We start from the raw sequence: 16,002 nt of genomic DNA on the forward strand, positions 1-16,002 counted from the left end.
TTTTTTGTTGGGTGTTTTGCGGCTCCGCTTCGCTGCGCCGCTGGCCTTTCTTTTGCCGCGGATTGAACGATTTTTGGATTAGGTTGGTGTGTTTTGCGGCTCCGCTTCGCTGCGCCGCTGGCATTCTTTTGCCGCGAATGCGCGAATTTTTCGCAGATTTTTTGTTGGGCGTTTTGCGGCTCCGCTTCGCTGCGCCGCTAGCGCAAATTTATTATCTTAGCGTTTTGCCCAAACTTGGTAACGCTTTATGGATTTCAGCACGTTTCTTTCCCTTGTCGATGCGATAAAAAATGCCTCACTTCCAGCGGAAAACGCACACACGAAAATGTCGCCTCCGGAGCGCATGACCGTGATGGAGAATCTCGATTGGAATACCATCGACGCTCGAAAGGCGGCCGTTTTGATGCTTTTGTACCCGAGAAACGACAAGACTTTTTTTGTTCTGATCCTTAGAAACGCATACAAAGGCGTCCACTCTTCCCAAATTGCGTTTCCGGGCGGGAAATGGGAAACAAGCGACAATTCTTTCGAGGAAACCGCCTTGCGAGAAACTTGTGAAGAAGTCGGAATCAGACGATCGCAAATTACGGTCATGCGCGAATTGTCCAAGGTTTATATCCCGCCGAGCAACTTCGTCGTCTATCCTTTTGTGGCTTATTGTGGCAAACCGCCGATTTTTGAACCTGACCCGCGCGAAGTGGCCGGCATCATCGAAGTTGAACTCAACGATTTTCTCGACGAGGCCAACGTAGTGGATATGATGCGGGACGTTTCGTATGCAAGCCGGATCAATGTTCCGGGTTTCCAAATCGGGGAGCACGTCGTTTGGGGCGCTACAGCCATGATCCTCAGTGAGTTCAAGGAAGTCATAAACGAGGTTGCGCGCGCATGAGTTTTTCGTAAGTTTGCAGCTTATGTTTTTGGGCTAATGGGCTTATTCAAAAGAAATCCTTTCGGACACATCTTGTTTTTGAAGCGTTGGATGATCCTCGTCTTCGGACTCCTTACGCATCGTCGTTACCACGGTTTCAATGAACTTTATATCGACGGATCGGAAATCATACCTACGCTCCCCGAACGCAATGTGCTTTTTATCTCGAACCACCAGACGTATTTTGCCGATGTCGTGGCCATGTTCCACGTCTTCAATGCCAGTCTCAAAGGAAGGCAGGATACGATAAAGGGCGTCGGATATCTGTGGAAACCAAAGCTCAATATTTATTACGTCGCGGCCAAAGAGACGATTTCGGAAGGCTTGCTTCCGCGGATACTGGCTTATGCAGGAGCCATCCCCGTTCAGCGCACCTGGCGTGAAAAAGGGAAAGAAGTCAAACGCGAATTCAACCCGGCCGATACCGAAAATATCCAAAAAGCGCTAGAAGACGGCTGGGTCATCACATTCCCTCAGGGTACGACGCGTTCGTTCAAGCCTGTCCGCAAAGGCACCGCCCACATCATCAAACTGTACAAACCCGTCGTGGTTCCTATCGTCATTGACGGTTTCCGCAGGTCGTTCGACCGCAAAGGGCTGCGTATGAAAAAGAAAGGTATACTTCAGTCCTTTATTATCAAACCACCTCTCGAGATCGATTATGAAAATGAGACGATCGAGCAGATCGTGGAAAAAATCGAATGGGCGATCGAGCAGCACCCGTCGTTGCTCAAAGTGATTCCGGCCGAGGAACGCGCCGCGGAGGAAGAATTGAACAAGAAGCGCGAGTGGCATTACTAGTTTCGGATGCTGACGACGCCGACCGCTTAAGACGTCATCTTGATTGGAAGGGGAACTCTTGTCGCAAAACTTTTTGCCTGTCCGATTTATTGCCGATATTGCGCGCTCAAATCGCCTAACCAGTGCTTTTTAATTCACTTGCTTATCTCGCGTTTTTGCCGGTCGTCTTTGTCGTTTACTGGCTTTTGAACCGCAAGAGTTTGCAGCTCCAGCATCTTTTTTTGCTCGGAGCCAGCTATTTTTTCTACGCATGTTGGGATTGGCGCTTTTTGTTTTTGCTGATTTTTTCTACGGGGCTCGACTATTTTACCGGGCTGAAGATGGCGAACGCCAGAAGTTTGTGGACGAAAAAAACCTGGTTTTGGATCAGTATCGTGATCAATCTTGGATTTTTGGGCGTTTTCAAATACTATAATTTCTTTGTCGACTCGTTTGCGGATTTGCTTCGGAATTTTGGATTGACGCCTCACTTTTACACGCTTCAGATCGTATTGCCTGTCGGGATTTCGTTCTACACGTTCCACGGGCTCTCGTATGTGATCGACATCTACAAGGACAGGATCGAAGCCGAGAAAAATCCTGTTGATTACGCGTTGTTCGTGAGTTACTTTCCACTGTTGGTAGCCGGCCCGATTGAGCGCGCCACGCATTTGTTGCCACAACTCAAGAAACGACGGGTTTTTTCGTCCGAAAAGGCAATCGACGGCATCAACCAAATTGTTTGGGGATTGTTTAAAAAAGTAGTGATTGCAGACAGTTGCGCGAGTTACGCCAACGCCGTTTTCGCAGACAGTGCTTCGGCCAATTCGCTTTCACTTTTTTTGGGCGCAGTTTATTTTGCTTTCCAGATTTACGGGGATTTCAGCGGTTATTCGGACATTGCCCTCGGCACTTCGAAGCTTTTCGGAATCGACCTGCTCCGCAATTTCAACTACCCTTATTTTTCGCGTGACATAGCCGAATTTTGGAGGCGCTGGCACATTTCGCTTTCGAGCTGGTTCCGCGACTATTTATACGTTCCCCTTGGCGGAAGTCGAGGCGGGATGTGGATGAAAGTCCGGAATACCTTTATCATTTTTATCGTAAGCGGATTCTGGCACGGTGCCAAATGGACGTTCATCGCCTGGGGATTCCTGAATGCCTTGTACTTCCTGCCGCTGTTGCTATCAAACAACAACCGGAACCATCTCGTGATCGTCGCCAAAGATTCGATTCTGCCGTCGTTCCGCGACTTCCTGCGCATTTCGATCACGTTCTTTTTGACGACTATCGCATGGATTTTCTTCCGGGCCGACTCCATAACCGATGCGTTCCAATACATAACGCACCTTTTCAGCGCCGATTTTGCAGGAGGCGTCCAGCAATTGAGCATCGAACGTTATTCGGTGGAACTGTTGCCGTTGTTGCTGCTTTTCATGGTTTTCGAATGGCATTCCCGTTTGCACGAGCACCCATTTTTCGGACGGTTTTCGACAGCCAAAATGGGAATGGTACTCATCGCGCTGTTGCTTTTTGGCGTGTATTCGGAAGCCGGTAATTTTATTTATTTCCAGTTCTGATGCGAAAGTTCCTGAAATATGTATTGGCAATCGCGGTTTTCGTGACCGCATCGGCCGCTGTCCTGGACGGCTTGTACACTTATATTTACGCGCATTCCAAGCCGCGTAATAAATTCCAGTACCTGATGCAAATCAAGCCCAGGCATTATGACAATATATTTTTAGGCTCATCGCGCACGGCCAATCATATCAATTCCGAGACGTTTACGAGATTGACAGGCCAAAGTGCGATAAACCTTGGAATCGACGGGGCGATTTTAGAGGACAGCTTCCTCGAACTCAAGCTGCTTTTGTCGAAAAATGTCACTGTTTCCCGCGTTTATCTTCAGGTCGATTACCTCTTTGAAAAAGAAGGAGTTTCGTTTGTCGCGAATTCATCTGCATTGCCATTTTTGCGAACTCCTGTAGTAAGGGAGCATTTGCGTCCGATGTTGCCGGACTTCGAGCGTTCGCTTTACTTGCCGTTCTATCGGTACGCCACTGCCGATTTCGCCACGGGTTTCAGGCAGGTCACGCTTTCGGCTGCGGGCAAAAAGGCAAAGGTCGACTTCAATAATGGCTATAGTCCGAAAGAGGGAATGGGTAAATTTACACCGTTTTGGCTACCGAAAACGATACGCGAGCGAAATACGGCTATCGATAAATTCAGGAAAATCTGCGCCGAGCATAACATCGAACTCGTGTTTTTCATCGCACCCGTCTGTTCGGAAACCGGAAACCTCGATTATGTTTCGAAACTGAAAACGAAGATTCCGGAATTGAAGGACTATTCCCGGATTTTTCCGGACTCGGAGTTCTTCAACTGCAACCATTTGCTTCCGCAAGGAGCCGAAGCCTTCACGAAAATTTTGGCCCAGGACAGGATTACTTCACCGCCTCGACCTTAAATCCTTTTTTTCGCAGCAGTTTGATTACGCCGTTATCGCCGGCAAGATGAGCCGCGCCAACGCCGAAAAAAGTTGGTTTCTGTTTTGCGACCTCGGCGATTTTCGGAATCCAGTTCTGGTTTCGTTTGGTAAGCAACTCGTTTTCGTATTTTGAAGTGGTAACGTTATCCGATTCCCTGGCGGCCTTGAGCATGCCCTCGATATCCTGCGCCTTGTAAAGATCAACGAGCATATTGGTTTCTTTTTTGTCGTTTTCGAGATTGGATTTTACAGATTTCACAAGCTCGTTCATCTGCTCTTCGTAAGGAACGGCGTCGAGAACGGCCATTTGCTGCTCGACGGTTTCAAGGCCAAAGACTTCTTCTTTTTGCGCTGCCGATAGTTTCATCAGGTTATCTTCTACAGATTGGATCGGGCATTCGAGCAGCTTGGTCAGGAACATCATCGAAATAAATATCGGTTTTACCTGATCCATCATTTGGAGCGGCATGCCGAGGTTGGCCTTTACGTAATCGTCGACAAGCCTGACATCGTCCGGTGAGGCAAGCGTCGACATTTTTTTTCCGCCGGACATCATCATCACATTCATCATTGCCGATTGCATGCCCGGGTCGTCCATGTCGATTTCGAGATAAAGCTGTTGCGTTTCGGCCATCGCTTTTTCGACACCGGGATGCAGCGTCGCATCGCAAGTGATATGGATCGTACCATACAGGTAAGACGGTTGTTTGAGACCGTTTCCGGATATTTTCCACAACAGTGTCTTTTCGAGTGCCTGGGCATTTGTAGCGGCGCAGGCAAACACCAATGCGGTCAAAAACAGGTTTTTCATAAGTCGATTTTCTTGAGTTCTTTATAGTTGGAGAGCAGTTTTCTAAGGAAGATGCCATAGACCAATCGGTAAAACAGCCACGACAGGCAGCCCACGATGGCGACAAAAAGGATCATCAAAAAGATAAGGACCGCGAGCGTCGCTCCATCCTCGTTTGCTTTTTGCCTTAGCTGGTCGATCTCCGGTTTGGTAAGAAAGGCCAGAACGAGGCCGAATACGAAACTCAGCATGATCATCGCCAAATTATACCACACATAGTAATTGACCGTTTTTCGCGTCCGGATAATATCGTCCATCAACTGTCGCGTAGAGGCGGTCGTCGAAATCCGGACGTAGTTTCGGTAAAACAGGTAAATGAACACGAGAATGACGGCATAGTTGAAATACGTGAAGCATTCAAACGGCAATGCATATTCGGGATGGCTTTTCTCCAGATAGTCATCCGCAACGGGCAAAGTGCCGAGAACCGTCCAAAGGATGGCCTCCAAAACGCTGATGATCAAAATCCATTTGACGATACTCGACGACTTTTTGTGGATCATCGCGTAAATTTCTTTATCGGTCACCTGGTTGAACGAATTCTCGTTTCGCTTCCAGTCTTTCTTGAGCAAATCCAGTTCGTCCATTTCTAAGGGTTTAATATTTTTTTCAATTTGGTCTTGATGCGGTTCATCTTCACGCGTGCATTCACTTCACTGATTCCTAAAGTTTCCGATATTTCCGCATAATCCTTGTCCTCGAGATACATGAAAACCAATGCTTTCTCTATATCGTTGAGCTGGTAGACGGCCTGGTACATGAGTTTGATCTGTTCCTCTTCTTCGTAGTTGTAATCTTCCTGGCGGATAAAGTGACGCGAGCTGTCATATTCCGTCGTCGCCACTGAGCGCGTGCTTTTGCGGTAGAGCGTGATGGCCGTGTTGAGCGCTACGCGATACGCCCACGTCGAGAATTTGGCATCCCCGCGGAATTTTGGGTACGCCTTCCACAACTGTATCGTGATTTCCTGGAACAAATCCTTATGCGCATCCTCACCGGAGGTGTACAGACGACAAATCTTGTGGATAATGTTCTGGTTTTCCCGCAACTGCTTTACGAAATCCTGTTCGAGGTGGTCACTCATGTGAGCGTTAGTGGTTGATTGGTGAAATTTGTTACAAGATACGTTTTTAGTTTAAGCTTTAAAGTGTAAGGTTGCGCCGCCTGCGAGCACCGCGCTTTCCACGTCAATCTTTCCCGGAAAACGCAATTTTGCAAGCGGTTCAGGCCAGCTTCTGCGGTCGCTGCCCCAACCGCGCAAAAGTTCCCGTTTTCACGTGAAAGGATTTTGTTCCAATCGCTGGCGGAATCGGCTCCGAACTTAAAAATTGCCCACAATCATATAAAAACGTTTTGTTTGAAAGCCGTAACTTTAACACAACCGACTTCGTCACTCCGGCGCTCAGTCAATTCAGTCACACCACGAATGAACATCCCAAAATCCAACCTTCCCCGCATCGTGATCATAGGCGCCGGTTTCGCCGGAATCGCACTGGCGCGCAAGCTCCGCAACCAAAACTGCCAGGTCGTATTGCTCGACAAGCACAATTTCCACAACTTTCAACCGCTTTTGTACCAGGTCGCCACGGGCGGTCTCGAAGCAGGATCGATCGCCTATCCCGTGCGCAAAATCATACACGATTACAAAGATTACTATTTCCGTTTGGCCCGCGTGAGCGAGATCGACACCAAAAATTCCTGCGTCGTTTCTGATATCGGTTCGCTTCAATATGACTATCTCGTGATCGCAACCGGTTCCAAGACCAATTTTTTCGGGAATAAGGAAATCGAGCGGAATTCGATGCAAATGAAGACGATTTCACAATCGCTCAACATCCGCAGCCTGATCCTCGAAAATTTCGAGCAGGCCGTCTTGTCGAAGGACGAACGGGAACGCGCGTTCCTGATGAATTTTTCACTCGTCGGAGGCGGGCCGACAGGAGTGGAGCTCGCAGGTGCGTTGGCCGAAATGAAAAAAGCCATTCTCCAAAAAGACTATCCGGATCTCGACATCTCCAAGATGCAGATCAACCTGATACAGTCCGGCGACCGGATTTTGAATACGATGAGCGAAAAGTCGTCGGCGAACGCAGAAAAATTCCTCAACAGGCTTGGCGTAAACATCTTGAAGAACGTACGCGTGACGGGTTACGACGGGCGGACCATTTCCACCAATACCAGTCTATCTATAGAATCGGCCACGGTGATTTGGACGGCGGGCGTAATGGGCGCATTGGTCAACGGCTTCCCGCCGGACGCGATAGACGAAAAGGCGAAACGGCTAAAGGTTAACGAATTCGGGCAAGTTTCGGGATTTCCAAACGTTTTTGCCGTCGGCGACATCGCCCAGATGGAAACCGAAAAGTACCCGTTCGGGCATCCGCAAATGGCTCAGCCGGCGATACAGCAAGGCACGCAAATAGGCGAAAACCTCATACGGCTTATGGCCGGTACGGTTTTGAAACCGTTCGAATATTTCGACAAGGGTTCCATGGCTACGATCGGACGCAATAAAGCCGTCGTCGATTTGCCAAATGTACACTTCCAGGGTTTTTTCGCCTGGTTCGTCTGGATGTTCGTTCACCTTTTTTCCCTTATCGGATTCCGCAATAAAGCTGTGGTGTTCCTCAATTGGGTTTACAACTACGTGCGCTTCGACCGCGAAGGCAGGCTCATCGTGAGGCCGTACAAGAAAAAGAGTTTTGTGACCTTTACAAGCGATGAAGTCTAACAGGGGAAACGGGCGCAGAAAGCCCGGAATAAAACACATCTAATATGATTCGGCCGATAATGGGGATTCCTAAAAATTATATGGGAATCGTACAAAGCCAACGCCCGGCCGAATCCCGACTTTTGTAATTCGAAATTCTTGCCGACCCAAGCTCCATAATCCGGCGAAAAAAGCGAATGCCATGAAAGACAGATTTGAATACTTCCCTATAATTTGCGGTGCATTTTCAATAATGCTCATTACGTATTGCCTCTACGAATTGCTGAGAGAAGTGCGCTGATCGATAACGTCGGAATTTTATTTGCAAAACGGAACCGTTGGCGGGGTCCTAGTACTTTGCGGGCAACCGTATATTGTTAGTGTCGCTGATCTTTCTTCGGAAAATAAAGCGAAAAGGTACTGCCGGATCCTGGCGTGCTGTCTACGCTTATACGCCCTTGGTGATTGTCCATGATTTTCTTGCAGATTGCGAGTCCTATCCCGTTCCCGGCGTATTCCCCACGGTGATGCAGTCGTTTGAATATCGTAAATATTTGCGAGAAATGATTCTTTTCCATCCCGATTCCGTTGTCGGTTATTGAAATCCCTACAAATCCGTCGTCACTGTCTTCCGCTTCGATTTTTTCGATGCGAATGACCGGATCATCCGTTTTGCGGTACTTGATCGCATTGGAAATGAGGTTCGAGAGTAATTGCCGCATTTGTACTTCAGATCCCGAAATTACCGGGAGATTTCCGACGTTTATCGTGGCATTGTTTTCCTGTATGGAAATTTCAAGGTCTTCCACCACTTCGTCGATAACGAAATTAAGGTCTACCGCAGCCCCGCTTTCCTGAACATCCGTAAAGGCATACTTGACGATATCGTCCAGCAGCGAATTCAGCCGGAAAGCCGACGCATTGACGATGTTGAGTGATTTCAGGTCGCGATCCGTCAGCAATTCTCCTTGTTTTTTGCTGATCTCGGAAAGGTAAGTCAGAATTTTGCGCAACGGTTCCTTGAGATCGTGCGAAATCACATGGACAACCTGTTCGAGGTTGGTGTTGGTCAGGTGCAGTTCCTCTATGTTGGTTTTCAGTTGTTCCTGATATTGCAAAAGCGCTTGTTGCTGCTTCTTCTTTTCGGAAAGATCCGTAATGACGATCCCTATCGCGGGAACCATTGGATTGAGATCGGTGAGCGAGAGGTAAACTTCGAGCATTTTCCCTGAAAACGAAAGCGACAGCTCGGCCTTTGCCGGTCCGTTTTGAAGAGCCGAAAGCAGGGCGTCAAAAAGGGTCGGTACCTCGAAATAGTCGCGAAAATTCGTGCCGAGGATTTCCTCCGACGGCAATCCGGCAAGGTCCGAAAATGAGCGGTTGGCGAAGAGGATCAGCCCCGTTTCATTGATGCTGAGGGCACCTTCGCTAAATTTTTCGATTAGGATACGATAGGTGTAATCGGCGCTTTCAATCGCATAAATCTGAGGAGAACCCGAGCCGTCGTTGACTACCAACGCATCGACGGCTCCTTCCCGGATGGAGTCGATGATCTGGTTGGCGTCGCTGAGCTGCTGCCTCAGGTTTTCATTCTCAAGCTCCAGCTTTTGTATGTATGGGTCTTTGTCCTCCATCGTTACTTCTCTAAAATACCGAGATATTCCAATACCTTGCTTGTATCCGACAAATCGCCCACAATTGTCCTGACGGGAATCGGATTCGAGCGTATCAACGTAGGAATGGCGACAATCCCGTATCGAACCGCGTATTCCTTCTCCATGCTGATGTCGATAATCTTGAGCGTTGCCGAGTCTTTCAGGTAATTGAGGTAAATCGCATTGAAATTCTCGATCGCCCTAAGCGACTTCACCGACATTCCAGATACAAATAATAGGTATTCCGGTCTGCCATCTATCGGATGGTCTTGGGCGTTATCATTGCCAGGCGCTACGATAACGGTTTGATGTTTAGCCCGACAAGCACGCGTTCTTCATTCGACAGATCGCCAATTATTTTGCGTATCGGTTCCGGAAATTTGCGTACCAATGTGGGAACGGCAATGATCTGGTCGCCTTCGGCCAGTTTTGGGTTTTTCAACAGGTCGATGATCTCGATGCTGTAGATTCCCTTGAGATGTTCCTCGGCGTATTTTTTTATGTTGCCCAATGCCTTTACGGATTTTGGCGTTTGACCGGCTATATAGAGTAACAATTGCCACTCCTTGACTTGTTTTTTCATCGTTTTTTCTTTGGTGGGGCGTCGGTGGCGTTCAATTGTGGGACGTCGTTTTCGATGCCGAGGTTGTCCGTCAGGGAATCAAACTCGCTTTTTAGTGCAAGTATGGACGCCTCGAGAACCTGCCTTTTGCGCTCTATCTCGCGCAAATTGCGTTCTTTGGTCATTTCGATTTTGCGTTTGTTCTCTTCCCGCTTGGCCTCGTGCGATTGTCTCGCGGTTCCTGTCAGCACGCCTTTCGGACCGACTTTTACCTCGAGCAGGTCGATTCCGCTTTTGCGTATCAAAAATTCGCGTACCTGGTTGGAATGTCCCATCCCGCGCGATTTAATGATAAAAATGCCGCGGTTTCGTTCGCCTACGCCTTCCATATCGCGGACGGTGATCCAGGTGTCGACAAGAGACGAAACCGATTCTTCCGCAAGGTCAGGCCGATGGCTGTCGGTTTGCTTACTCAGCGAAGTGAACATGGCGGTGATATTGTTGAGTTTGAGCATGTCGATAAGCCGCACGAGCATCGATCGCACCTCCTGGTCGCTTCCGACCGATATCAGGTTGCTTATCGGATCGATGATCACCGTGTTGGGCGCGAATTCCCGTATCACTTTCCTGAGCGTGAGCAGGTGGAGTTCCAATCCGTTAAGCGACGGACGGGAGGAATGGATCTGAAGCAACCCTTTTTTGATGTGGGCCGCGAGGTCGATCCCAATCGATTTCATATTCCGGATCAACTGCTGTGGCGATTCTTCAAATGCGAAGAATACCACCTTTTCCCCGCGCAGGCATTGTTCGTTGGCGAAATAGGAGGCGATCGTAGTCTTTGCTGTGCCAGCCGTGCCGGAAACCAGGATGTTGCTTCCCCGGTAAAATCCGCCGCCGTCGAACATCGAATCGAGTCCGGGAACACCAGTGGAAACGATATCTGACGAAACTTCGTTGTCGAGTTTGAGCGATGTTATCGGCAAAACCGAGATTCCGTCCTCGTCGATAAGAAACGGATACTCGTTCGTGCCATGGGTGGATCCGCGGTACTTGACGATCCGCAATCGCCTTGTCGAAACCTGCTCGGTGACGCGGTGATCGAGTATGATGACGCAATCCGACACATATTCTTCGAGCCCTTGGCGCGTTAGTGTCGCTTCACCTCGTTCACCCGTGATGACCGCCGTGACGCCTTTTTCCTTTAGCCAGTGGAACAGTCGGCGGAGTTCGGCTCTCAACACGGCTTGGTTGTCGAGTCCGGCGAACAACGATTCGATGGTATCGAGCACGACGCGTTTCGCCTTGACGGAATCTATCGCATACGACAACCTGACGAAAAGTCCGTCGAGATCGTATTCTCCGGCTTCTTCAATTTCCGACCGCTCTACGCGGACGTGATCTACGACAAGTTTTTTTTCTTTTTTCAGCTTTTCGAGATCAAAGCCCAACGATTTCACGTTTTGGGACAAATCATCCGAAGGTTCTTCAAACGACATAAACACGCCATTTTCCTCAAATTCCGTAATACCTTTTATCAGGAATTGCATTGCCAGCAACGTTTTACCGCAACCAGCCCCACCGCAAATCAGCGTTGGGCGTCCCTTTGGGAATCCGCCTTCGGTAATGTCATCGAGCCCTTCTACGCCGGTAGGTGTTTTAGGGAAACTAAAATTTTTCAGGATTTGATTTTTCTTCTCTTTCGGCACATCTTGAGGTTTAGGAAGATAAATATAAGCGATTTGCATTTCACAATTTAGCGAATGCTCATGATTTGGGTTATGTTTAAGGTTTGTATACGTAGACAAGATACACACAGGAATTCTGCAATCTTTGATTTTCCTGACGTAACATGCGCCGACAACCTTGCCTTACATTTGGTAACGCCTTATGAATGAGGCAAAAATCAAATAATTATGAGATCACAACTATTTTTGCGCCGTCCGCAAGCACTGCTATACTTTTTCCTCTTCGCTTCTGTTTCTGTCTTAGGACAACAAAATTTGGGCGACATCGCGCATGACAGCCTGAAGATAGACGGCGTTCCTTCTTATCCATTGCTCAAAATCCTATCCGTGAGTTATGACTATGCGGGCAAAAGCGATTACAAAATGCGTTATAAGGGCGCTCCTGACGAGGAAGGCGAATTTACCCGCGGGCGCACCCAGGTATACCTTTGGATCCCGTTTTACAAATCGAAGCGTTTTACCTGGAGTGTCTCCGAGACTTACACCCGTGAAGATATTGTGACAAGGGATGTGGTCAATCCGTCCGGGATATACGTGAACGGCAACCAGACACTGGAGGATTTCAACACGGCGCTTAACGTCAATTATCGTACGAAGCTTTTTTCGCGCCAACTCGTGCTCAACGCCAGCTTTTTTGCAGGAACGTCGCCTGCATTCAAATTCAGGAAGGCAAGCGGACAGGTTTATGCGTTGCTTATCCTGAAAGATACTCCGAATACGATCTATTCAGTGGGCGTGGCCGGTCTCATCGACCCGTCTTCTCCGATTCCGGCGCTTCCGATAGCACAATACTGGCACCGCTTCGACAACAGCCTTTGGGAAGCGGACGTCGTGGTGCCGCAAACGGCAAAAATCCGTCGCTCGCGCACATTGGGAGGATGGGTGTCGGCCGGTGTCGACTTCACGCCCCAAAGCTTTTTCATCAGGAATGTTCCGGGCCAGGACGTGACCTATGAAGCGGCATTCAGTGAATTGACGCCAAATCTCGGCTACGACAAAATGCTGTACAACAACATCATGCTGACTGTTCAGGGCGGCTACCGTTTTGCGATGAAAGGCAGGCTTGTCGAAGTAAATGAGCCATCACGCGACAGGATCGCCCATGTGGAATTCGGGTCGGGGCTATTCGTGAAAGGCGGGATTTCCTATGTGATTCCGAATGCCAAAGTCAGGAAGACAATTGACGATGCGCGGTAATATTCAGACACTGCACCATAAAAAAAGAGGGAACCTAACACAATTCCCTCTTTTCCAATCTAAGTAAATAACTTATCATAAATCCGGTAAAAGGACTTTGTCGATCGCATGGATCATACCGTTGGACGCCTGTACGTCGGTTGCGATGATGTTGCTTACCCTCGAGTTGAAATCGGTGATCTTTGGGCCTCCGGTCAAGCCGATCGTGAACGAATCGCCTGAGAATGTCGCTACCGTCATGCCTTCCGTCAAACCAGATGCCAATACATTGGCTCCCGTAACCACATGATATTTGAGCGTTTTTTCCAACGTCGCCTGCGGAACGTCTGCCAATCCGGAGAGGCTGAGCTCGCTCAACAACGAAGTAAATGCGGCGTTGTTCGGAGCGAAAACGGTAAACGGCGAATTGGCGGTGCCTGACAATATCCCGGCGAAATCAGGTTGGTCATCTCGCGTCAGAGCCTGAACCAAGACCGAGAAATCAGGATTTGCGATTGCGTGGTTGACGACCGTAGGAAGCGCGATTACGCCGTCGACGATATGCACGACACCGTTGCTTGCCTGTACATCGGCGGTAGTCACTTTGGCTCCCGAATTTGCCGTACCTCCGTTAAGGGTCACTCCTCCAGAAGTATTGACAAACATACTCAGGTTGTTAGTGGCAGATGCGCCTCCTTTGGCCATTGTTTTCACGTAACCTGTCGTCAATTGGGTAGCGGTCGACTCTCCGGCAACGACGTGATTGAGCAATACTTCCTTAAGTACGTTTACCGGCACTGCGTCGATGTTGGCGAAACCGTTTGCCTGCAGGAACGAAGTAAATGCGGCGTCGGTCGGGGCGAATACGGTTAACTGGGTAGTGCCGTCCAATGTCGCGGTAAGATTGGCACGCTCAAGTGCATCCGTAAGCATGCTGAGGTTAGCCGTTCCTGAAGCGATTTCAGCAATCGTTTGCTGAGGCGGGTTGTTGTTGCCGTTGTTGTCGTCGTCGCTATTGCACGATATGAAGACCGTCATCAGCGCCAACCCGGCGATTTGTTTGAGGTTTGTTTTCATGATGTTGTTTTTTATTTCACATAAAGTTAGGGCGCACTTTTTTTTGTTCAATTTCTTTTACAAAAAAGTTAAACAAAGTTTATGTGATTCTTCGTACAAGACATTTCATGTCAGGTAGTTATGCTTGTAAAGGCCACTGTTGGCGCGACTTGTAGAGAAAGGTCAGATGGCGACGGGAATTTTCCCCGTTAAACAAAATCAGTTTATATGCGTTGCAATCGTACATCGATTCCGCACAATCCGATAAGCTATCTCTGTTGAGGTTGGCTAACTTTAGTCATCTAAAAAATAGCATCATGGAAGATAAACAGAAACTCAATCACTCCCAGACCGAGGAGGGCGCAACATCAAAATCCGGTTCCGTTGATAAAAACAACGCTGTTACGGATAAGTCCGCCGGCAGCGAAGCATCGGTAGAACCTGTCGACAAGGATAAGTTGCGACCGTTTGACGAAAGTTGGGAAGAACAGGAAAAGTTCAGGGCAGATTGACGGTCGATTCTAATGCCTATCGACATCCACAATTAAACAATTACGTATGAAAACCTTATTTTTTGCATCGCTGGCATTGCTTTTCGCTTCGGCAGCTTCGGCTCAGACCGATACTACAAAAGCATCGTCAATCGACAACAAAGTCAAACAGACCAACCAGGTACGCAAGCAACAGAACCAGGATGCGGTTCGGTCAGATCCTACGCCTCGACGTAAAATGCAGACTCCTGATACTCCGACGTCAGTCAACAATCCGACCACGACGACGACGCCCACAAACAACGGCAGCAATAAATCATCCGGGAACGCCCAGCCAAGCACGACACCCGATGCCGTGAATACGCCTCCGCCAAGTGGGTCGAATCCCAATCCTGTGACAAGGCCGTAATCGGTTATTATTTACGGGTAAATGATAAAGAATATAAACGCGAAAAGGTTGACCAGAAGCACTACGCCGTAGATGAGGTTGGTGCGTCCGCGGCTTAGCGAAAGCATGACCGTAAACACCGATAAGGCCAAAAGCACGATCGCTTTTATATCGAGTCCCAGCACGATTTTCATGTCGAAAAGGATGCACACGAGAGACACGGCCGGAATCGTCAGCCCGATACTGGCAAGAGCCGATCCAAGCGAAAGGTTCAAGCTTGTCTGCAATTGATTTTTTCTTGCTGCGATAATAGCCGCGATGGCCTCTGGCAACAAAATTATCATCGCGATGATCACACCGACGAGCGCGAGCGGCAGGTTATATCCCACAATGATACTTTCAATGGTCGGCGAAAGCGTTTTGGCCAAAAGCACCACGATTCCGAGACTCAGAACAAGGAAAATCAAACTGGTAAACAGGATTTTGTTGCTGATTACGATACTCGGTTTCTTTTCCGTCGAGGTGTCCTGGCTTTCGCTGAGGAAATAGTCCCGATGACGCGAGGTCTGCGCAAACAGGAAGAACCCGTAAATCACGATACAGGAAATCGACGCGAAAATGAGTTGGGGCGTGGAGTAGTACGAACCATGCACGCTTTCGGTAAACGTCGGGATCACGAGCGTAAAGACGATGATCGACACCAGCGAGACCAGGGCGATCGTAACCGAATGTTGGGAAAAGCGTTGTTCGTGGTGCTTCATGCCGCCTATGAACAAGCAAAGGCCGACAATTCCGTTTAAGATAAGCATCGTTGCCGAATAAACCGTGTCCCGTGCCAATGCTATCGTTTCCGTACCGCCAGACATCATCAGCGAAACGATTATGGAAACCTCGATTACCGTAATGGCGATGGCGAGAATAATGGTTCCGAAGGGTTCGCCTACGCGATGTGCGACGATTTCGGAGTGATGCACGGCGGACATCACGCTCAAGATAAGTAAGACACTTGCGACGATCTTGAATACGTCCCCGGATTCAATAAGGTTGGAAAAAAACAGGATCCAGGCAAGAACGGGGATGATGATCGTCCATTGTAAAAATAATCTCATATTAAGGCTTTGAGTGCGGAATATAGCGATTATGCTCCAATTTCTTGGTTTTTCCGACGCG

Annotated in this window: 18 protein-coding genes; 9 read left to right on the top strand and 9 right to left on the bottom strand. The window is 48.7% G+C overall.

Annotated elements, in window-relative coordinates:
* The 5 genes from HC229_RS16645 to HC229_RS15665 all read left to right on the top strand — a co-directional run.
* Window positions 1-287 (top strand): hypothetical protein (locus HC229_RS16645; protein ID WP_223845646.1); only part of this gene is annotated, 287 nt, incomplete at its 5' end.
* The gene (locus HC229_RS15650) at window positions 248-892 is read left to right on the top strand and encodes an NUDIX hydrolase (RefSeq protein WP_191021449.1); all 645 of its coding nucleotides are present in this window, start codon (window positions 248-250) and stop codon (window positions 890-892) included. The genes HC229_RS16645 and HC229_RS15650, both read left to right, overlap by 40 nt.
* 36 nt (window positions 893-928) lie before the next feature.
* A complete protein-coding gene (locus HC229_RS15655; RefSeq protein WP_191021450.1) occupies window positions 929-1,732 on the top strand; it encodes a lysophospholipid acyltransferase family protein in 804 nt (267 codons plus the stop codon).
* Window positions 1,733-1,854: 122 nt separating this feature from the next.
* Window positions 1,855-3,291, top strand: a complete 1,437-nt coding sequence (locus HC229_RS15660; protein ID WP_191021451.1) for an MBOAT family O-acyltransferase — start codon at window positions 1,855-1,857, stop codon at window positions 3,289-3,291.
* Complete coding sequence (locus HC229_RS15665) at window positions 3,291-4,178, top strand: hypothetical protein (protein ID WP_191021452.1); 888 nt, start codon at window positions 3,291-3,293, stop codon at window positions 4,176-4,178. The genes HC229_RS15660 and HC229_RS15665 overlap by 1 nt, the downstream gene beginning before the upstream one ends.
* Here the strand turns inward: HC229_RS15665 and HC229_RS15670 are convergent.
* From HC229_RS15670 to HC229_RS15680, 3 genes are read right to left on the bottom strand one after another with little or no spacing between them, the layout of a single operon-like run.
* Complete coding sequence (locus HC229_RS15670) at window positions 4,156-5,010, bottom strand: TraB/GumN family protein (RefSeq protein WP_191021453.1); 855 nt, start codon at window positions 5,008-5,010, stop codon at window positions 4,156-4,158. The genes HC229_RS15665 and HC229_RS15670 overlap by 23 nt on opposite strands.
* Entirely contained in the window at window positions 5,007-5,636 is a 630-nt protein-coding gene (locus HC229_RS15675) for a hypothetical protein (RefSeq protein ID WP_191021454.1), read from the bottom strand. The genes HC229_RS15670 and HC229_RS15675 overlap by 4 nt, the downstream gene beginning before the upstream one ends.
* Window positions 5,637-5,638: 2 nt before the next feature.
* A complete protein-coding gene (locus tag HC229_RS15680; protein WP_191021455.1) occupies window positions 5,639-6,133 on the bottom strand; it encodes an RNA polymerase sigma factor in 495 nt (164 codons plus the stop codon).
* Window positions 6,134-6,475: 342 nt separating this feature from the next.
* Between HC229_RS15680 and HC229_RS15685 the strand changes: the two genes are divergently transcribed.
* Complete coding sequence (locus HC229_RS15685; protein WP_191021456.1) at window positions 6,476-7,780, top strand: NAD(P)/FAD-dependent oxidoreductase; 1,305 nt, start codon at window positions 6,476-6,478, stop codon at window positions 7,778-7,780.
* A gap of 356 nt (window positions 7,781-8,136) precedes the next feature.
* Here HC229_RS15685 and HC229_RS15690 read toward each other — a convergent pair whose 3' ends face one another.
* Genes HC229_RS15690 through kaiC form a run of 4 tightly spaced genes read right to left on the bottom strand, consistent with a single transcriptional unit; the run spans window position 8,137 to window position 11,682 of the window.
* The gene (locus HC229_RS15690; RefSeq protein WP_191021457.1) at window positions 8,137-9,393 is read right to left on the bottom strand and encodes a sensor histidine kinase; all 1,257 of its coding nucleotides are present in this window, start codon (window positions 9,391-9,393) and stop codon (window positions 8,137-8,139) included.
* A 2-nt stretch (window positions 9,394-9,395) separates the two neighbouring features.
* The gene (locus HC229_RS15695) at window positions 9,396-9,713 is read right to left on the bottom strand and encodes a circadian clock KaiB family protein (protein ID WP_332871667.1); all 318 of its coding nucleotides are present in this window, start codon (window positions 9,711-9,713) and stop codon (window positions 9,396-9,398) included.
* Entirely contained in the window at window positions 9,707-9,997 is a 291-nt protein-coding gene (locus tag HC229_RS15700) for a circadian clock KaiB family protein (protein ID WP_191021459.1), read from the bottom strand. The genes HC229_RS15695 and HC229_RS15700 overlap by 7 nt, the downstream gene beginning before the upstream one ends.
* A complete protein-coding gene (gene kaiC / locus HC229_RS15705) occupies window positions 9,994-11,682 on the bottom strand; it encodes a circadian clock protein KaiC (RefSeq protein ID WP_332871666.1) in 1,689 nt (562 codons plus the stop codon). Before kaiC ends, HC229_RS15700 begins: the two co-directional genes overlap by 4 nt.
* Before the next feature lie 207 nt (window positions 11,683-11,889).
* Here kaiC and HC229_RS15710 point away from each other — a divergent pair, with 207 nt between their 5' ends.
* Window positions 11,890-12,918, top strand: coding sequence for a hypothetical protein (locus HC229_RS15710; RefSeq protein WP_191021461.1), 1,029 nt, complete (start codon window positions 11,890-11,892; stop codon window positions 12,916-12,918).
* Between the two features lie 75 nt (window positions 12,919-12,993).
* Here HC229_RS15710 and HC229_RS15715 read toward each other — a convergent pair whose 3' ends face one another.
* Window positions 12,994-13,974 carry a fasciclin domain-containing protein gene (locus HC229_RS15715; RefSeq protein ID WP_191021462.1) on the bottom strand — a complete coding sequence of 327 codons (981 nt, stop codon included), beginning with the start codon at window positions 13,972-13,974 and terminating at the stop codon, window positions 12,994-12,996.
* A 296-nt stretch (window positions 13,975-14,270) separates the two neighbouring features.
* On the opposite strand from HC229_RS15715, the gene HC229_RS15720 reads away from it, so the two are divergent.
* Together HC229_RS15720 and HC229_RS15725 are read left to right on the top strand one after the other, a co-directional pair.
* A complete protein-coding gene (locus HC229_RS15720; RefSeq protein ID WP_191021463.1) occupies window positions 14,271-14,465 on the top strand; it encodes a hypothetical protein in 195 nt (64 codons plus the stop codon).
* Window positions 14,466-14,511: 46 nt separating this feature from the next.
* Window positions 14,512-14,853, top strand: coding sequence for a hypothetical protein (locus tag HC229_RS15725; protein ID WP_191021464.1), 342 nt, complete (start codon window positions 14,512-14,514; stop codon window positions 14,851-14,853).
* Window positions 14,854-14,864: 11 nt separating this feature from the next.
* Here the strand turns inward: HC229_RS15725 and HC229_RS15730 are convergent, their stop codons facing one another.
* Window positions 14,865-15,941: a calcium:proton antiporter gene (locus tag HC229_RS15730; RefSeq protein ID WP_191021465.1), complete on the bottom strand. Its 1,077-nt coding sequence runs from the start codon at window positions 15,939-15,941 to the stop codon at window positions 14,865-14,867.
* Window positions 15,942-16,002 lie beyond the last annotated feature (61 nt).

This window comes from Flavobacterium selenitireducens, from assembly GCF_014748335.1.
Classification (GTDB): domain Bacteria; phylum Bacteroidota; class Bacteroidia; order Flavobacteriales; family Flavobacteriaceae; genus Flavobacterium; species Flavobacterium selenitireducens.